16 protein-coding genes are annotated in these 16,488 nt (G+C 63.9%); 11 read left to right on the top strand and 5 right to left on the bottom strand.

Going from position 1 to position 16,488, the window contains the following annotated elements; all coding sequences use genetic code 11:
- Positions 1-12: 12 nt before the first annotated feature.
- Both BRSPCE3_RS18580 and BRSPCE3_RS18575 read right to left on the bottom strand, forming a co-directional pair.
- On the bottom strand, positions 13-1,023 hold the full coding sequence (locus BRSPCE3_RS18580; protein ID WP_244067459.1) for a glutathione S-transferase N-terminal domain-containing protein: 1,011 nt from the start codon (positions 1,021-1,023) through the stop codon (positions 13-15).
- The gene (locus BRSPCE3_RS18575; protein WP_244067457.1) at positions 1,020-2,516 is read right to left on the bottom strand and encodes a M81 family metallopeptidase; all 1,497 of its coding nucleotides are present in this window, start codon (positions 2,514-2,516) and stop codon (positions 1,020-1,022) included. Before BRSPCE3_RS18575 ends, BRSPCE3_RS18580 begins: the two co-directional genes overlap by 4 nt.
- Positions 2,517-2,701: 185 nt before the next feature.
- Between BRSPCE3_RS18575 and BRSPCE3_RS18570 the strand changes: the two genes are divergently transcribed.
- The 7 genes from BRSPCE3_RS18570 to BRSPCE3_RS18540 all read left to right on the top strand — a co-directional run bounded on the left by BRSPCE3_RS18570 (position 2,702) and on the right by BRSPCE3_RS18540 (position 10,400).
- Positions 2,702-3,496, top strand: a complete 795-nt coding sequence (locus tag BRSPCE3_RS18570; protein WP_244067456.1) for a class II aldolase/adducin family protein — start codon at positions 2,702-2,704, stop codon at positions 3,494-3,496.
- Between the two features lie 112 nt (positions 3,497-3,608).
- Positions 3,609-4,547 (top strand): GAF domain-containing protein, encoded by a 939-nt coding sequence (locus tag BRSPCE3_RS18565; protein WP_244067454.1) that lies wholly within the window; start codon positions 3,609-3,611, stop codon positions 4,545-4,547.
- A gap of 395 nt (positions 4,548-4,942) precedes the next feature.
- Positions 4,943-6,532 (top strand): ABC transporter substrate-binding protein, encoded by a 1,590-nt coding sequence (locus BRSPCE3_RS18560; RefSeq protein WP_375709927.1) that lies wholly within the window; start codon positions 4,943-4,945, stop codon positions 6,530-6,532.
- 60 nt (positions 6,533-6,592) lie between these two features.
- Positions 6,593-7,528: an ABC transporter permease gene (locus tag BRSPCE3_RS18555; protein WP_244067451.1), complete on the top strand. Its 936-nt coding sequence runs from the start codon at positions 6,593-6,595 to the stop codon at positions 7,526-7,528.
- Positions 7,529-7,595: 67 nt separating this feature from the next.
- A complete protein-coding gene (locus tag BRSPCE3_RS18550; protein WP_244067449.1) occupies positions 7,596-8,417 on the top strand; it encodes an ABC transporter permease in 822 nt (273 codons plus the stop codon).
- A complete protein-coding gene (locus BRSPCE3_RS18545) occupies positions 8,414-9,394 on the top strand; it encodes an ABC transporter ATP-binding protein (RefSeq protein WP_244067448.1) in 981 nt (326 codons plus the stop codon). The genes BRSPCE3_RS18550 and BRSPCE3_RS18545 overlap by 4 nt, the downstream gene beginning before the upstream one ends.
- Positions 9,387-10,400 (top strand): ABC transporter ATP-binding protein, encoded by a 1,014-nt coding sequence (locus tag BRSPCE3_RS18540; RefSeq protein WP_244067447.1) that lies wholly within the window; start codon positions 9,387-9,389, stop codon positions 10,398-10,400. The genes BRSPCE3_RS18545 and BRSPCE3_RS18540 overlap by 8 nt, the downstream gene beginning before the upstream one ends.
- On the opposite strand, the gene BRSPCE3_RS18535 is transcribed toward BRSPCE3_RS18540, so the two are convergent.
- Complete coding sequence (locus tag BRSPCE3_RS18535; RefSeq protein WP_244067444.1) at positions 10,323-10,997, bottom strand: invasion associated locus B family protein; 675 nt, start codon at positions 10,995-10,997, stop codon at positions 10,323-10,325. The genes BRSPCE3_RS18540 and BRSPCE3_RS18535 overlap by 78 nt on opposite strands.
- A gap of 98 nt (positions 10,998-11,095) precedes the next feature.
- Here BRSPCE3_RS18535 and BRSPCE3_RS36060 point away from each other — a divergent pair, with 98 nt between their 5' ends.
- The 3 genes from BRSPCE3_RS36060 to BRSPCE3_RS18525 all read left to right on the top strand — a co-directional run bounded on the left by BRSPCE3_RS36060 (position 11,096) and on the right by BRSPCE3_RS18525 (position 12,921).
- A complete protein-coding gene (locus BRSPCE3_RS36060; RefSeq protein ID WP_283843139.1) occupies positions 11,096-11,218 on the top strand; it encodes a hypothetical protein in 123 nt (40 codons plus the stop codon).
- A 166-nt stretch (positions 11,219-11,384) separates the two neighbouring features.
- The gene (locus tag BRSPCE3_RS18530) at positions 11,385-11,849 is read left to right on the top strand and encodes a GNAT family N-acetyltransferase (protein WP_244067443.1); all 465 of its coding nucleotides are present in this window, start codon (positions 11,385-11,387) and stop codon (positions 11,847-11,849) included.
- A 37-nt stretch (positions 11,850-11,886) separates the two neighbouring features.
- Positions 11,887-12,921 (top strand): AI-2E family transporter, encoded by a 1,035-nt coding sequence (locus BRSPCE3_RS18525; RefSeq protein WP_244067442.1) that lies wholly within the window; start codon positions 11,887-11,889, stop codon positions 12,919-12,921.
- Here the strand turns inward: BRSPCE3_RS18525 and BRSPCE3_RS18520 are convergent.
- Together BRSPCE3_RS18520 and BRSPCE3_RS18515 are read right to left on the bottom strand one after the other, a co-directional pair.
- Positions 12,918-14,639 carry a metallophosphoesterase gene (locus BRSPCE3_RS18520; protein ID WP_244067441.1) on the bottom strand — a complete coding sequence of 574 codons (1,722 nt, stop codon included), beginning with the start codon at positions 14,637-14,639 and terminating at the stop codon, positions 12,918-12,920. The two genes, BRSPCE3_RS18525 and BRSPCE3_RS18520, sit on opposite strands and share 4 nt — an antisense overlap.
- Positions 14,640-14,688: 49 nt before the next feature.
- Positions 14,689-15,831 (bottom strand): epoxide hydrolase family protein, encoded by a 1,143-nt coding sequence (locus BRSPCE3_RS18515; protein WP_244067439.1) that lies wholly within the window; start codon positions 15,829-15,831, stop codon positions 14,689-14,691.
- Here BRSPCE3_RS18515 and BRSPCE3_RS18510 point away from each other — a divergent pair.
- On the top strand, positions 15,818-16,486 hold the full coding sequence (locus BRSPCE3_RS18510; RefSeq protein ID WP_244067438.1) for a hypothetical protein: 669 nt from the start codon (positions 15,818-15,820) through the stop codon (positions 16,484-16,486). The two genes, BRSPCE3_RS18515 and BRSPCE3_RS18510, sit on opposite strands and share 14 nt — an antisense overlap.
- Positions 16,487-16,488 lie beyond the last annotated feature (2 nt).

Here is a 16,488-nt window from a genome sequence, read left to right as displayed (position 1 = left end):
CATCCCTATCGATCAGCTTCCATTCAGGATGGCCCAGCATCCGGTGCGTTCCAGCACCGGCTGCAACGCTGCGGGATCGCCGGCATCCAGGGCAGCGAACTTTTCGCGCAACTGCTGCAGGCACTTGACCTGATATTTGAACGGCGCCAGTGCGTAGGGCAATCCCCAGACGTTGATCTCGAGTCGCGCGAGGCCTTTCGCGAACGCATTGGCATTGGCGGCCAGGAACGGCAGATAGAGCTCGCCCGCAATCCGCAGCAACGCTTCGGCGAATCCGCCGAGCGCCTGCTCGCGCGGATACCAGCTACCCTCGACACCCGACGCATCATCGAGCCGCCGCACCCAGTGATCGGTGAACGGCGCCTGCTCGCGCATGATCCGCATCGGGGTCGGGTCGGTCGCCATCTCACCGAGTTGTCCGAACCAGGCGAAATCCGCCAGCGACGGCCGGCTGCCGAACAGATAGTTCGTCATGCCGACATGCGGCTCGAACGCTGCAAGTATCCGGCGATAGCTCTCCTCCAGCAGCGGCCGGTTCTCGTCGGTGGCGCCGAGAATCACCATGCGCGAGATCTGCCGCCGCCGGAATTCGTCGATCTCCTCGCCGCTGCCGGCTTCGGCATCCGACGTCGACCATTCCTCGCCGGCCCAGCGCGACACGTAGGCCTGATCCTCGGGATCCCACCAGCGATACAGAAACAGCGGCTTCACCGCCCATTCGTCCGCGAGGTCCTCGAGCAGGTCGCAGATGAACGCGACAGCCTTGTCCTCAGGGATCACCGATCGCCCCTGATGACGCGCTTCCAGATCGTAGGCCAGCGTCGTGGTCTCGCCGCGATAGCTGCCGTCGGGATATTGCAGCACCGGGATCAGCATCGGCTTCAGATGCGCCGTTGCGGCGCGCAGCGCCTTGGTCATGATCACCCAGTCGTGAGGGATTCGCCGGTAGCGCAACAGCGCGCGCAGCTTGATCGCATAGGGCGACGCGGTCGATCCGATCAGGCGATAGCGGCCTTCCGTCATGACGACGACTCCAGGAACGCGGGATTGCCGTACGGATAGAACTGCGCGAGGTCGACATTGCTGTAAGGCAGCTTGTCCAGGCGCGTCGTGCCGAGGAACGGCTGGTCCGGCTCGACCAGCAGGATCGTCTTGGCAAAGCCGTTGTCGTCGAAGCCGCGCCGGAAATGCACCCGTGACTTGATCGCCATCACCTCGAAGCTGCCGATCTCAGGCAGCAACGCCTTCAACGAGAACGGCTCCATGACCTGCACCAGATAGGTGGAGAGGATCAGCACATTGTTGCGCCCGAAGCGCACGCAGACCCAGAACTGCCCGTATCCCTCTCCCGCGGCCGAGATCGTGCCCTGAATGCGGACCGGATCGCCCGCTGACTCGTCGGCGCGGCCGCCGATCTCCATGTCGAAGGCATCGCCGGCCTTGGCGCCGGCAGCCTTCAGGCTTGCGGTCGCCTTCGCATCCGCAATGGTCGCGATGACAGTGTTGGCGAGGTCCCGCGCGATGATCTCACGCAGCAGCCAGGTCGCCGATCCCGAGCGATCACTGTGATCGGCCAGTACCACCGGCGTGTTGCCGTCGGCGACGGCTTGCTTGGCCAGCGTCACGCCCTCGGCAATGCTGTGCAGTCTGGTCGATTGCAGCAGTGTCTCTCGCAGCCGCCAGATCGTGCCGGCTAGATCGCGGGCGATCTGCTCGGCGAGTTTCGGGTTGCCGTTGGTCAGTACCTGCACGGTCATGCCGACATCGGGAACGTCGGCGAACGGAAAGCCGAAGAAGATGTTGACGTAGACGTCGACCTCACGGGCCTCCCACACCAGCGCACGCTGCACGAGATCCATCCATGGTCGCGCGCCGGTCCATTGCAGCACGGTCGGCGAGATCACGGGGACCTTGATCGTCCTGTGCGCCGGCTTGTAGTCGCCGCGGATCGCCCGCACCAGCATGCGCGCCGCCCGTTCGCCCTGCAGATGCGCGTCATAATGCGGGAAATATTTGACCGTGAACGCCATGTCAGCCTGTTCGAGGAACGCTTCGTCCTCATTGCCGTGAGGGTCGAAGGTCGCGGCGATGAAGGCGGAGCGGCCGACCACCTCGCGAACCTGCCGCGCCAGATCGGCCTCCGGCCGCGGCACGCCGCGCACCGCCATCGCACCATGCAGGCACAGATAGACCCCGTCGAACGGTCCCTCCTCCTTCAGCCCGGCGATCATCCTGCCGGTGAACGTGCGATACGCTTCCTCGGTGATCCAGCCCGACCCGGTGTAGGTCTTCGGCCAGAGCGGCGATTCGATGCCGACCAGTTCGACCTCGGAGAACTCGCGCGCTACCTGCACGAAGCCGCCCATGTAGTTCTTGGGATCGAACTGCAGCAACGCCTCGCCGCTGGCCGGCGAGCCCGGATAGATGAAATCGTCGAGCGTGGTTTCGTTCGGCAGGAACGAGACGGTTTCGTGGGAAAAATGCAGGACGGCGATGCGTGTCTTGCGTTCGCTCATTCGATGCGCCTCGGTTGTTTTCCGCATCCTGACATCGAAGGCGCGGCGCGCCAATCCACATTCGGTTTTTGCCCGCCAGACCTGCAAATACGCAGGCGCACGGGCGCTTGCCGCCACGCGGATTCTGCTATGGTCCGCGGCAACAATCGGCTCCGGCCCCGCAGACATCTCAAGGAGAGAACGCCATGAATCCCCCCGTTAGCTCGCCCGCGATCAAGGTTGTGAAATCCGTTCGCGAGCAGGTGAGCGCCGAGGAGTGGCAGGCCCGTGTCGACCTCGCCGCCTGCTATCGTCTCACGGCGATGTACGGCATGACCGAGATGATCGCGAACCACATCTCCTGCCGCGTGCCCGGCACCGCCGACCAGTTCCTGATCAACGCCTATGGCATGCTGTATGAGGAGATCGACGCCTCCAGCCTGATCAAGGTCGACGTCGAGGGCAACACGCTGCTCAACGCGACAGACTACGACGTCAACGTCGCGGGCTTCGTGATTCACAGCGCCATCCACATGGCCAAGCACGACATGGATTGCGTTGCGCATACCCACACCCCGGCCGGCATGGCGGTGTCCGCGATGGAATGCGGCCTGCTGCCGCTGGCGCAGACCTCGATGCGCTTCCTGCACATCGCCTATCACGACTTCGAAGGCATCGCCGACAATGTCGACGAGCGCGAGCGCCTGGTGCGCGACCTCGGCGACAACGAGGCGATGATCCTGCGCAACCACGGCCTGCTGGTCGTCGGTCGCACCGTGCCCGCCGCGTTCAACGTGCTGTTCCGGCTCGAGCGCGCCTGCCAGACCCAGGTGATGGCGCTGTCGTGCAACACCAAGCTGATCTATCCCCCGCAAAACATCCTCGAGGACACCTATGAGCGGATGCTGCCCAAGCCCGGCCGCGCCGCCCGCAACGGCGAACTCGCCTGGCCGGCGCTGCTGCGCAAGCTCGACCGCGCCGATCCGTCGTACCGGGACTGAGGCGAAATCGCGCCTTCGCATCAACTTTGGGCGGCGCTTGCACGCTATTTGAGCGCACGTTTTGCCGTGACATCGCCGATGCTATTCGTCGGCGAGACGGCAGGTGCGTGCGATGAAAACCTTCATTCGCGTGGTTGAACTGTGGGTACCCGATCCAACGCGGACGCGGCTCGAATTCGGCGGCAGCCTGCACAGCTCCGAGTTCGCCGAATTCCAGGCGGTCAGCGAGCACGCGCTGTTCGCCTATGACGAGGGCCTTCCCGGCAAGGCCTGGGCGAGCGGCCATCCGGTCATCCTGACCGAATTCGCCAACTCCTATTTCAAGCGGACCGACGAGGCGCGCGAAGCCGGCCTGACCTGCGGCGTCGCGCTTCCGGTGTTCGCCGGCGAATTCCTGATGGCGGTGATGGTGCTGCTCTGCGGTGACGACAGAAGGCATGTCGGGGCGATCGAGCTTTGGCACAACGACCCCGACCGATCTCACGAGATGGCGCTGGTCGACGGCTACTACGGCACCGCCGACATGTTCGAGTTCAATTCGCGCCACACCAAGTTCCCGCGCGGCTTCGGCCTGCCCGGCCGGACCTGGAAGGCCGGCATGCCGCTGATCATCAAGGATCTGCACAATTCCAAGGGATTCCTGCGCTGGGAGGACGCATCCGAGATCGGCATCAATTGCGGGGTCGGCATCCCCTACACGACCGGCGATCAGACCTGGGTGGTAACATTCCTGTCGGCCCAGGCGACGCCGATCGCACGCCGGTTCGAGATCTGGGTGCCGAACGAAGAGCGATCGGCGCTGCTGTTCCACTCCGGCGATTGCAGCGAGCAGTCCGATCTCGCCGCGCTCTATGCGGCCGGGACGATCGGGCGCGGTGAAGGCGCTATCGGCGGCGCGTGGGCCACCGGCATGCCCGCCCTTACCGAGCATCTGAAGCAGGATGAATCGGTCGCGGCCGCCCTCGCGCGGACCTCCGGCATGAACCAGGTGGTCGCGCTGCCGGTGATCGAGAACGCTAGGCTCAAGGCGGTGCTGGCCTGGTACTTGTGATTTTTGGCTCACCTGCATCCGTCGTCCCTGCGAAAGCAGGGACCCATAGCCACCGCAGGTAATTGTTGCGCGACGTCGGGACTACAGCTCCCTTCAACAACTCAACCCTGTGGTTATGGGTCCCTGGTCGCGCTTTGCTTGCCCGGGACGACGCCGGGGATTGGTTCGCATGTTCAGAGCTTGAGCTGAAATCCGTTCTATCGCAATTGCTTACTTACTCGCGCAAGTTGCAGCCGCGGTCCGGCGCCGTCAAATGATGTGCGGCAGGTGTTCGCATCGCGGCGATGCAAATATTTGGTGCCGGTCGCCGTCGGCACGACATGAGGACCTTGCGTTTGACACGCTGCCGATGGTCAACTCGCTGATCGGAACGCGTCTGCATCGTTGGGGAAAACATGATGTTCAGGATGATTGCGATCGTGGCTGGCCTCGGGCTTGCACTCGCCGCCACGGCGGAGGCCCAGACACCGCGCAAGGGCGGGACCATTCGCATGACGGCGCCCTATGGCTCCAGTTTCACCAGCATGGACATCCACACGACGCCGCGCGCCCAGGACGAGATCTACGCGAAAGCCCTGCACCGCTCGCTCTACATCTGGGACTCGACCGAGGGCAAGCCGGTGCTGGAACTTGCCAAGGAGGTGACCGTCTCGGGCGGCGGCCTCGTTCATACCTTCAAGCTGCGCGACGACGCCTATTTCCACAACGGCCGCAAGATGACGGCCGACGACATCATCTGGTCCTACAATCGCATCATGGACGGCACCAAGGCCTTTCCCGGCGCGCGCTTCGTCCGCGTGATCGAGGGTGCGGCCGAGGTCGAGAAGGGCCAGGCCAAGGAAATCTCCGGCCTGAAGAAGATCGACGACTTCACTCTTGAAATGAAGCTGACCGAGAAAGTCGATCCCGCCTTCTATTTCTTCACCGCGCTGACCTCGATCTATCCCGCCGACGAGGGTTCCAAGGAGAGCTTCATCCAGAAGCCGATTGGCCTTGGCCCATTCAAATTCGTTGAGCACGTGCCGGGCTCGCGCATCGTGCTGGAACGGTGGGACCGGTTCTACAAGCCCGGCAAGCCATATGCCGACAAGCTCGTGATATCGCTGATGGGTGAGGCAGCGGCGCGCGATGTCGCCTTCCGCAACAAGGAAATCGACACCTCGGTGCTCGGGCCGGCGCAGTATCTCGCCTATCAGGCCGACCCCGACCTCAAAGGCACCATCGTCGAGGTCGCCGAGGTATTTACCCGCTATATGGGGATGAATCCCGCATTCAAGCCGTTCTCCGACAAGCGGGTTCGACAGGCTATCAACTACGCGATCGATGCCGATCTGATCATCAACAAGCTGGTCAAGGGCAAAGCCTATCGCGCCACGAGCTGGCTGCCGTTGACCTCGCCGGCGTACGACAAGACCATGAAGCCCTACCCTTACGATCCGGCGAAGGCCAAGCAATTGCTCGCGGATGCGGGCTATCCCAACGGCTTTGAGTTCGAATGGACCACCAGCCAGAACGAAAGCTGGGGCTTGCCGATCGTCGAAGCCGCAATCCCGATGCTGGACAAGGTGGGCATCAAGGTGAAGGTCAAGCAGGTCGAGACCGCGGTGCTGGCGGAGGTCATTCGCAAAGGCGAGTTCCAGGCCTTCATCTATTCCCAGGCGACCGGCCCGGATCCGCAGGCGGCGCTCAAATGCTTCCACTCGGCGACGCCGCAATCGGCCTGCAACTACACGACCTTCAAGAGCGCGGAGTTCGACAGGCTGATCGACGCAGCCGGACAGACCGACGATGCCGCCAAGCGCGTCCAGCTGCTGCAAAAGGCAAATGCGCTGCTCCAGGAGGAAGCGCCGATCTGGTTCTTCAACTACAACAAGGCGGTCATGGCGGTGCAGCCCTGGCTCAAGGGAATCCAGCTCGACGCGACCGAACTGACCCATCAAAACGTCGAAGACCTCTGGGTCGACGACACCTCGCCCGCGAAGTGACAGGTGCCATCGCTCACCCTCCATCCTGTCGAGCGATGGAGGGGATGAGGAAAACGTCCAATGCTCTCGTTCGCGATCCGTCGAGTCCTGCAGACCATTCCGACCGTGCTGGCCGTCGTGCTGGTGATCTTCGTGCTGTTCAGCATCGTTCCGGGCAGCATCGTGTCGAGCATGGGCGATGACGGCCGAGGTCCGACGGATCCTCAGGTCGTGGAACGCATGAAGAAGCAGCTCGGCCTCGATGATCCCGTCTACGTTCGGTTCGGCTCTTATATCGCCAAGCTCACGACGGGCGATTTCGGGACCTCGTTCCGGACCCGCGAGCCAGTCACCACCATGGTCGCCAAACGGATGTGGCCGACGCTGCAGCTGATCTTCGCGGCCCTGGCGTTTGCGATTGCGGTCGGCGTACCGCTCGGCTTCGTCGCCGCACTGAAGCCGGGCAGCATCGTCGACACGCTCTCGATGGTGCTGGCCGTGTCGGGCCTGTCGATGGCCAAATTCTGGCTCGGGCTGCTGCTGATGTATCTGTTTGCATTGAAGCTCGGCTGGCTGCCGAGCTTCGGCTATGGCGATGGCGGGCTCAAATACCTGCTGCTGCCTGCCGTGACCCTCGGCGTCTCGCCGATGGCACTGCTGGCGCGGACGACGCGGGCAGCCGTGCTCGAGATCATGACCGCGGATTTTGTCCGCACGGCTCGCTCGAAGGGCATGAGCGAGACCCGGGTCGTAACGTGGCACGTGATGCGCAACGCTCTCGTCATCATTCTGACCGCGATCGGCCTGCAATTCGGCGTCGTGATGGGCCAAGCCGTCGTGGTCGAGAAGTTGTTTTCCTGGCCGGGCATCGGCTCGCTGCTGGTCGACAGCGTCCTGCAGCGCGACATTCCGGCCGTCCAGGGCACCATTCTGGTGGTGGTGCTGTTCTTCCTCACCGTCAACACGCTGGTCGACCTGCTCTACGGCGTGATCGATCCCAGGATCCGATACGCATGAGCGGCGGCCGATCTCACTACGCCTGCGCACGATCGACCGTGCAGCCTGCCACGGCGGAGCGGCAGCGATGAAGCTTGGGACCAGCGCGATCATCGGCGGGACGTTGTTCGCGCTGGCGATCTTCGTCGGCCTGTTCGCGCCCTGGCTGGCACATACCGATCCGGTCATGGGCGCCAACCTCATGAATGCGGAAGAACCGCCGAGCTGGACCTGGTGGTTCGGCACCGATGCGCAGGGCCGGGATATCTATTCCCGCGTCGTGCACGGTGCGCGGATCTCGCTGACGGTCGGCATCGTCTCGCAGCTCGTCAACAGCGTCATCGGCGTGACGCTGGGCCTGACGGCGGGGTATTGGGGCGGCTGGTGGGACGATGTCGTCAACGGGCTGACCAATCTGATGCTCGCCATCCCCTCGCTGATCTTCGCACTCGCCATCATGGCAGTGCTTGGACCCGGCCTGACCAGCCTTTTGATCGCGCTCGGATTGACCAACTGGTCCTTCACCTGCCGGATCGCGCGCGCCTCGACGCTGTCGCTGAAGAGCCAGGGCTATGTGCAGGCTGCGCGCGTGCTCGGCTATGGAGACTTGCGCATCATGATCACGCAACTGCTGCCGAACATGGTCGGCCCGATCATCGTCATCGGTACGCTCGGCATGGGCGGCGCAGTCCTGGCAGAAGCCTCGCTTTCATTCCTCGGCCTTGGCATCCGTCCACCCTATCCAAGTTGGGGCAGCATGTTGTCGGAGGCGCGCGACCAGATCACCACGGCGCCGTGGCTGTCGGTATTCCCGGGCCTCGCGATCTTCCTGACGGTGCTCGGCCTCAATCTGCTGGGAGACGGCTTGCGCGACGTGCTGGATCCCCAGTCGCGGAGCCGGCGCGCATGACGGCCGCTCCGCTGATCGAGGTCGAGGACCTGCGCATCGATCTCGACGACGGCGCCAGGCATGTTGCCGCGGTCGAGGGCGTTTCTTTCCGCATCGATCGTGGCGAGACATTCGGCCTGGTCGGCGAGTCCGGTTGCGGCAAGAGCATCACAGCCCTCGCTCTGATCGGCCTGCTGCGCCGGCCGCTGTCGGTTGCCGCCGGCGCCATCCGCTTCGAGGGCCGCGAGATCCAGGGGCTTTCCGCCGCCGAGCAGCGGGCGCTGCGCGGCAACCGCATCGCCATGATCTTCCAGGAGCCGATGACGGCGCTCAATCCGGTCTCGCCGGTCGGCCGGCAGATCGCGGAGATGTTCGTGCTGCACAAGGGCAAGAGCTGGCGCGAGGCCAACCAGCTGGCCGTCGAGGCACTGGCGAACGTGCGCGTGCCCGCTCCGGAGCGGCGGGTGAAGGACTACCCGCACCAGCTTTCGGGGGGCATGCGCCAGCGCGTGATGATCGCCATCGCGCTGGCCTGCGATCCGGATCTTCTGATCGCCGACGAGCCGACCACCGCGCTCGACGTCACGGTGCAGGCCGAGATCATCGAGCTGATGCGCAATCTGTGCGCCGAGCGAGGCACGGCGATCCTGATGATCAGCCACGATCTGGGCCTGGTCGCCAACGTCTGCCGGCGCGTCGGCGTCATGTATGCCGGCCGCATCGTCGAGGAACGCGGCTCTGACGACATCTTCCGCGCCTGCGCGCATCCCTACACGCAGGGCCTGGTCGACTCGCTGCCGCGGCTGGGAAGCCGCGCAGCACTCGGCCGGTCGCGGCTCAGGGAAATCGCCGGCGTCGTGCCGGCGATCGCGGACTTTCCGAGCGGTTGCCGCTTCAATCCGCGTTGTGCGCAGGCGACCGAGATCTGCCGGACCACCGCACCGGAGACGACGTGGCTCGGTGCGGGTGGACTCGTGAGGTGCCACCATCATGCGTGAACCCGCGGCGACGCCCGGCGACGCGATCATCCTCAGCGTGGAGGATCTCGCGGTGCATTTTCCGCTCGGTGGCGGCTTGCTGGGCGGCGGCCATCGGCTGCTCCGCGCGGTCGACGGCATCGACCTCGAGCTGAAGCGCGGTGAGTGCCTCGGTCTGGTCGGCGAATCCGGTTGCGGTAAGTCGACCGTCGCACTGTCCCTGCTCGGCCTCCTGACGCCGACGCGTGGCCGGATCGTGCTCGACGGGCACGTCGTGACGGGCCGGCGATCGCTCGATCGAAAGCTCATGGCTCGTACCGCGCAAATGGTATTTCAGGATCCCTACGCCTCGCTCAATCCACGCCAGACCGTTCGCCGCACGCTCGAAGATCCGCTGCGCTTGCATGGCGTGACGGCCCAAAGCGAGATCGACGGACGCGTTGCCACGATGCTCAAACACGTCGGCCTGCGGCCCGAACAGGCCGGCCGCTACCCGCATGAATTCTCGGGTGGCCAGCGCCAGCGCATCGGCATCGCCCGCGCGCTGATCCTCAATCCCAAGATCGTCATCTGCGACGAACCGGTATCGGCGCTCGACGTCTCTATCCGTGCCCAGATCATCAATTTGCTGCTGGAATTGAAGGAGAGTCTCGGCCTCTCCTACATCATGATCAGCCACGACCTCGGTGTGGTCGAGCACATGAGCGACAGGGTCGCGGTGATGTATCTCGGCCGCATTGTCGAGACCGGCGGCTGGCGCGAGATCTTCGAACGGCCGGCGCACCCGTACACGCAAACCCTGATCGCCGCCATTCCCGATCCGCTGCGCCGCGCACCGCTCGCGACGACGAGGGGCGAGCTGCCCAATCCGCTCAATCCGCCCGACGGATGTGCATTCAGTCCACGCTGTCGCTACGCCGAAGCGGTGTGTCAGCGCGAGCCCGGACCTTCACTTCAGACGCGTCCGGACGGGCACGCGGTGCGGTGCTGGCGAGCCGACGAGATCGCTGGTCAACCTGCAAGCTGAATGGTGCGCTCCAGCGCCGCCGCGAAGCCGTTGAGCCTGCCCGTTGCTGATGTTCTGCGCGGCGACCGTGAGCGTTTTGGCCTTGCTGAGGGTATCGGTCACGACCGTCGGGAAGGATACCGGAAGCAAACAGCCTTGCGCCGTGCAGGTGGAGAACCGGGTCTGCTCCAGATCCCTGCCGTCGAGCTTGAGAACGGCTCCAGCATCGAACTTCAGCCCAAACGGCATCAAGATGTTGCCTTCGGCCTTGCCGTCCCTGGGGATCAGTTCGATGGCGAAGATCTGCTGATTGGTCTCCTTGGAGAGCTGCGTCTGCCCTAGGGTGCACAGCTTGGCACCACCGTCGAGCTGGCATTTGACGATCCAGTCGCCGTAGGTCTCGCTGATCGCGGAAGCGCCCCTGGGAAGCTGAACGGCGCGGACCACGCCATCTACCGCGGAGGTCTGGTTCCCTGGGTCGACCGGAATCGAGACGGTGCCACCGCTGGCATCGGATTTGTCGGACGTTCGCGCGGCCTGCGCCGAGCCAATGCCGGCCATGACGACGAGCGCGACGATCGCCCGAACACGCCTGCTTGTTGCGCTGACTCTCACCATGCCTTCGCTCCGCCTCGTCACATCCCGAAACCGATTTTCACTTTACGTGGGTATATTTCCCACATATGTGAGGTACGTGTACTTGGAGATCCGCGGACATGCAAGAGATTATCGCCGCCAGCGTGATTGTTGCGATCGTTGCATTCTGCGGCGGGTACTTTTGGGCGATCGTGCGTGAAACCAAAGCCGCGAACAGGCAACAGCGCAAACGGCGGCAGTGACCGACGGTCCCGATCCGTCATTCCGAGGCTCGCGAAGCGAGAACCCGGAATCCATTCATCCATCAAGCCTGCGGCCCGATGGATTTCGGGCTCGTGCTCCGCGCGCCCCGGAATGACGAGCCCTCCTATGATTTGCGCGCGGGGCGTTTTCAATTAAGCTTGCCGCATGGACATGCTCGTCAAGCTCTACGCCCTGCCCGATTCCCAGCCGGCCTACGATCGATTGCTAAAGGCCGGAATCGTGATGCGCCGTGCGCTCGCGCCCGAAAAGCACAAGGTCGCCGCCTGGGTGCGGGAGACATTCAGCGAGGCTTGGGCGAGCGAAACCGAGGTGGCGTTCAGCCGCCAGCCGGTCTCCTGCTTCATCGCGATCCAGCAGAAGAAGATCGTGGGGTTCGCCTGCCACGATGCGGCCTGTCGCAACTTCTTCGGTCCGACCGGCGTCGCGCCAAAGGCGCAGCAGGGCGGCATCGGCAAGGCGCTACTGTTCGCCTGCCTCGAGGACATGAAGCACCAGGGCTTCGGCTACGCCATCATCGGCGGCGTCGGGCCGGCAGAATTCTATGCGAAGGCCGTCGGCGCGGTGGCCATCGAAGGCTCCGCGCCGGGGATCTATCGGGGATTGCTGTAGCTGCACCGCAAGTACGCGAAGGTCGGATAACACAAGGATGGCTGGCGGATTGAAGATCACGACCGGCATCATCGCGGCGGTGCTGGTCATTGCGGCAGTGGCTCAGGCACGCAGTGTGCTCGCCCCGCTTGCGGCAGCCCTGTTCATCATCGCGATCGTCTGGCCCGTTCAGCAACGGCTTCAATCACGGCTGCCGAAACTCCTCGCGCTCGCCGTTACCATAGTTGTTACGGTCGCCACCTGCGTCGCGTTTGCCTCGCTGGCAGCATGGGGGTTCGGCCGCGTCGGGCGCTATTTGATTGCGGACGCGGCGCGCTATCAGGCCTTCTACGACGCCGCGGTGATCTGGCTCGACGGCCACGGCGTCTCGTTCGCTGGCGTCTGGGCAGAACATTTCAATGTCGGCTGGCTGCTGCGCACCACGCAATACGTCACGGGGCGCATCAATACCACGCTGAGTTTCTGGCTCGTCGCGCTGATCTATGTCGTGCTGGGACTTCTCGAGGTCGAAGACGCCGCTCGACGAATCCAGCGGTTGGAGAATCGGACAGCTGCGCGCGTCCTGCTCAAGGGCAGCAAGGCGACGGCCGCCAAGTTCCGCAAATATATGCTGGTACGGACACAGATGAGCGCGGTCACCGGCCTCTTGGTCGGTCTGTTCGCCGCCGTGACCGGACTGCCATTCGCATTCGAATGGGGCGTGATCGCCTTTGTCCTCAACTACATTCCTTTCATCGGCCCTTTCATCGCAACCCTGTTCCCCACGCTGCTGGCCATGACGCAGTTCGCGAGCTGGCCCGCGGTGTTCGGTGTGTTCGCCTGCCTCAACGTCATCCAGTTCGTGGTCGGCAGCTATATCGAGCCGCGGGTCGCCGGCTCGACGTTGTCGATCTCGCCGTTTCTGGTGCTGTTTGCGATCTTCTTCTGGAGCTCGCTGTGGGGCCTGTTCGGGACCTTCATCGGCGTGCCGATCACGCTCGCCATTCTGACCTTCTGTGCCGAGAGTCCGTCGGCCGCATGGGTCGCTGATTTGTTCGGCGGAACGGCCGAAGACAGGCCGGAAACGTCCTAGCTCCCGGAAATTTCCACCCGCTCCGGCTCGGCGAGGCAGAGCTTCCGGTCCGGACCGACGACCATTCTATGGACATAGAAATAGGTGACTGCATCATCGTCCGCCCCCATCACCGGCGATGGGGCCGAGACGATCCTCGACGCACCGCATGTCCCGATCCAATCGATATGCCGGTGACCGTGCATGACGACCGAGCGATCGGAAAACCTTTGCAACCTGCGGACAAACCAACTGCCGTTGATCAGGGCCGTCCCGATGCGTTCGGCAAACGTCTTGACCGGCATGGGATACTCCATCAGGTGATGATGGAGCGCGATGGCCCAGCATGCCGTCGGGAAATGGCCGATCGCAGCCTCCAATCGCCGCGTTTGCGCTTCCGAAACCAAACCGAGTGCATTGGTGAAGGAGAAGTGGGTTTCGGCGTTGGAGTTGAGAATGGCGATCCCGAGGCCACCGTCCTGGTCCGGCGGCAGGATCATCGGGAACTGATCATCGAACAGGCCGCGGAGCGCCGCCGCGCGGCGCACGCCCCCGTGCTGCGCAAATTGTGTTATCCGATCACGATGGGGAGCCAGCGCCTGGTTCAGCGTAGCCGACGGTTTGCCAAAACCGTCGATGACGCGCACGCGATCACCCTGGACGGCCGCGATTGCCGATAGGGTACGCATCTGCCGTAGCCGCTTGCCTGGGCTGAACGGCAGGTCGAGGCGCGCCGGATTGGCACGATCCACGACGTTAACGTCATGATTGCCCGGAAGCATGATGATGCGTGCAGCAAGCTCGGGATAACCAGCCAACGCATCGAGAAACTCCGCCCATTCGCCGGGCCGGCCGGCGTCCGTCATATCGCCGCTGATCAGCACGTGGTCGAGCGGATCGACGGCGTGAATTTCGGCAAGGCGAGCCAGCACGCGATTGAAGCGTTGGTTTCCCCGCGGGCCGGCCGTCCCGCTCTCGATGCGGAAGCCGTATCGTTCGCCGACCACGTGAAGATCGGACAGATGCGCAAGGCGCCAGCAGCGGCCTCCGGAGGGCATCGCGTCGAATCCGGCGAGGTCGGCTGGTTGGTCCATGCTGGCGTCGGCCACACTCCAGGCCAGTGATGCGACCGCGAGATAGCTGGACACCAGTACCACCGCGTTCGCGAACGTCGGCACCACAAGACGATGGATCAGAACAAGGTCATTGATGGTCGCAGTCCATTGCGAAGCACGCCAAGCCAGCGCCGCGATCAATGCCGCGCCCGCAGAGAGCAGTACGCCGGCGCCGACCGAGCAAACGCGGCGCAGCCTCGTGCGAGAGGCAGGGCTTGCGCTGGTGCGCCAGAGCAGTTCCGCCAGATGGCCCAGCGCCTCGCGCGTGAAAGCGTAGCTCGGTTGGACCGCGAGCGCGTTCAGTGACCAGAAGTTTGTTTCCGCGATTTGAAGCAGCGGTCGCCCGCCGAGCCATCCCAGCGCCGCGATCACAACCAGCGCCAGCACGGCGCCTACTTCGGACAAGGCAAGAACGTGTTGCGACAGGCTCGAAATCCAGGCGGATGCGACCAGTGGCGCAAGGCCGAGCAGCACGCCCGGAAGCAGAAGCGAAACCGTCCAGGCGAACAGCAGCTTCGCCGGGCTTATCTCGACCAGGAGGCTGCCCACGATTGCGAACAACGAACGTTGCTCGGGGCTGGCGGCATCGTCCTCAAAGTCACCGTCGCGGGGATCCAGCAGCACGCCGACGTCCCTCCGTTGGGCTTCGCTTCGCTCCACCCATTTTACACGGCTAACGCAGCGTCCCGAAGAATTCACGCACCTCGCGGACGAACAATTCGGGCTGTTCGAAAGCCGAGAAGTGTCCGCCCTTCGGCATCTCGCGCCAGTGCTGGATGTTGGTGAAGTTGGTCTCCATCCATTTGCGGACCGGCGTGACGATCTCCTTCGGGAACACGGCGACGCCGGTCGGCACGGTGACCTTGTGCGGAGTTCGCTTGCCCGGCCCGAAGCTTTCCCAGTACAGCCGCGCCGACGAGGCGGCCGTCGCGGTGACCCAGTACAGCATGACGTTGTCGAGCAACTCGTCGCGGCCGAGGATGTTTTCCGGATGCCCGTCGCAGTCGGTCCAGGCCCAGAACTTCTCCAGGATCCAGGCGGCCTGCCCGCTCGGGGAATCCGTCAGGCCATAGCCAAGCGTCTGCGGCCGGGTGGATTGCTGCTTGGAATAACCTGAGTCCCAATCGGCATAGTATTTGATGCCGTTGAGCGCCCGCGTCTCCTCCGGCGTCGGCTGCCCCTCGACATTGGGCCGCGTCGACATCGCAAGCGTGATGTGGATGCCGGCGCAGTGCGGCGCGTCCTGCCCGCCGATCGCGGTGGTGACCGCGGAGCCCCAATCGCCGCCTTGCGCGAAATAGCTGCTGTAACCGAGCCGCGCCATCAGGACGGCCCAGGCCTTGGCGATCCGGTCGACGCCCCAGCCTGTCGCGGCCGGCTTGGCCGAGAAGCCGAAGCCCGGCAGTGACGGGCACACCACGTGGAAGGCGTCAGTCGCGCGGCCGCCATGCGCGGTCGGATCGGTCAGCGGTTCGATCACCTTGTGGAACTCGACCACCGATCCCGGCCAGCCATGGGTGATGATCAGCGGCCGCGCTTCCGGATGCTTCGAGCGGACATGGATGAAATGGATGTCGAGCCCGTCGATTTCGGTGGTGAACTGGCTGAAGCGGTTGAGCCGCGCCTCGCGCTGCCGCCAGTCATAAGTCTCGGCCCAATGGTGGCAGATGTCCTTGATCCATTGCAGCGGCGCGCCCTGGCTCCAGTCGTCGACCAGCTCGGCTTCCGGCCAGCGGGTCCGGCGCAGCCGGGTGCGGAGATCATCGAGGACATCGTCGCTGACGGCGATACGAAACGGGCTGATGGCGGTATTCATGACGTCTCCCCGGGATACCGAACTTTCGGGGAAAGATAGGCTGGCGCGGGTCGTCGATCAAACCCCGCGCCGCAGACCTCGTCTGCACGAGGCCTGCACGACAAACCGCGTAATCTGCACGAGAGAATCCATTATCGGCGGCGCCGCCTTGCTAAGACAGCGGCCACATCGACATCGAGCGCAGGCGATCGAAGCGCTGATGTCGCAGAGGATGGAGCGCGTGGTGGCAGGCTATCTGACGAGCATCGAGAACGCGCACGACGTTCTGCTGAAATTGGGATTGCCGCTGATCATCCTGTTCTTGTCCGGGTGGATCATCATCAGGACATGGGTGAGCAGGTCCGGCTTCGATTCAACGGGGTTTTCGCCGGCAGCCGCGTCTGCTCTGTTTGCCCCCGTTCTGCTCATTTCATACTTCTTCGTGCTGCACTCCATCATGCAGGAACGCATTGCCGACCACGCGGCTCTCGTGATCGGCTATGGCGCACTTTTTGCGCCGACATTTCTTGTCCTGGTTCCATTTGGGGTAGCCTCCCTGGTGAAGCTGCGCCGCCGACGGAAGGCGCTCCCCAATTGGCTGTGGTGCACCGCATTTGCGGCCTGGCCGATCATGCAGGTGACGTGGGCGTTGTGGCTGTTTGGAGAATGGGAATAGCT

It is taken from the genome of Bradyrhizobium sp. Ce-3 (genome assembly GCF_022835695.1).
Classification (GTDB): domain Bacteria; phylum Pseudomonadota; class Alphaproteobacteria; order Rhizobiales; family Xanthobacteraceae; genus Bradyrhizobium.
The sequence above is the reverse complement of the archived record's forward strand: the minus strand, read 5'-3'. Positions and strand labels throughout refer to the sequence as shown.

Excerpts from the sequence above, each read along its gene's own strand:
- BRSPCE3_RS18580 (WP_244067459.1), bottom strand. The coding sequence starts at position 1,023 with ATGACGGAAGGCCGCTATCGCCTGATCGGATCGACCGCGTCGCCCTAT.
- BRSPCE3_RS18575 (WP_244067457.1), bottom strand. The coding sequence starts at position 2,516 with ATGAGCGAACGCAAGACACGCATCGCCGTCCTGCATTTTTCCCACGAA.
- BRSPCE3_RS18570 (WP_244067456.1), top strand. The coding sequence starts at position 2,702 with ATGAATCCCCCCGTTAGCTCGCCCGCGATCAAGGTTGTGAAATCCGTT.
- BRSPCE3_RS18565 (WP_244067454.1), top strand. The coding sequence starts at position 3,609 with ATGAAAACCTTCATTCGCGTGGTTGAACTGTGGGTACCCGATCCAACG.
- BRSPCE3_RS18560 (WP_375709927.1), top strand. The coding sequence starts at position 4,943 with ATGATGTTCAGGATGATTGCGATCGTGGCTGGCCTCGGGCTTGCACTC.
- BRSPCE3_RS18555 (WP_244067451.1), top strand. The coding sequence starts at position 6,593 with ATGCTCTCGTTCGCGATCCGTCGAGTCCTGCAGACCATTCCGACCGTG.
- BRSPCE3_RS18550 (WP_244067449.1), top strand. The coding sequence starts at position 7,596 with ATGAAGCTTGGGACCAGCGCGATCATCGGCGGGACGTTGTTCGCGCTG.
- BRSPCE3_RS18545 (WP_244067448.1), top strand. The coding sequence starts at position 8,414 with ATGACGGCCGCTCCGCTGATCGAGGTCGAGGACCTGCGCATCGATCTC.
- BRSPCE3_RS18540 (WP_244067447.1), top strand. The coding sequence starts at position 9,387 with ATGCGTGAACCCGCGGCGACGCCCGGCGACGCGATCATCCTCAGCGTG.
- BRSPCE3_RS18535 (WP_244067444.1), bottom strand. The coding sequence starts at position 10,997 with ATGGTGAGAGTCAGCGCAACAAGCAGGCGTGTTCGGGCGATCGTCGCG.
- BRSPCE3_RS36060 (WP_283843139.1), top strand. The coding sequence starts at position 11,096 with ATGCAAGAGATTATCGCCGCCAGCGTGATTGTTGCGATCGTTGCATTC.
- BRSPCE3_RS18530 (WP_244067443.1), top strand. The coding sequence starts at position 11,385 with ATGGACATGCTCGTCAAGCTCTACGCCCTGCCCGATTCCCAGCCGGCC.
- BRSPCE3_RS18525 (WP_244067442.1), top strand. The coding sequence starts at position 11,887 with ATGGCTGGCGGATTGAAGATCACGACCGGCATCATCGCGGCGGTGCTG.
- BRSPCE3_RS18510 (WP_244067438.1), top strand. The coding sequence starts at position 15,818 with ATGGCGGTATTCATGACGTCTCCCCGGGATACCGAACTTTCGGGGAAA.
- BRSPCE3_RS18515 (WP_244067439.1), bottom strand. The coding sequence starts at position 15,831 with ATGAATACCGCCATCAGCCCGTTTCGTATCGCCGTCAGCGACGATGTC.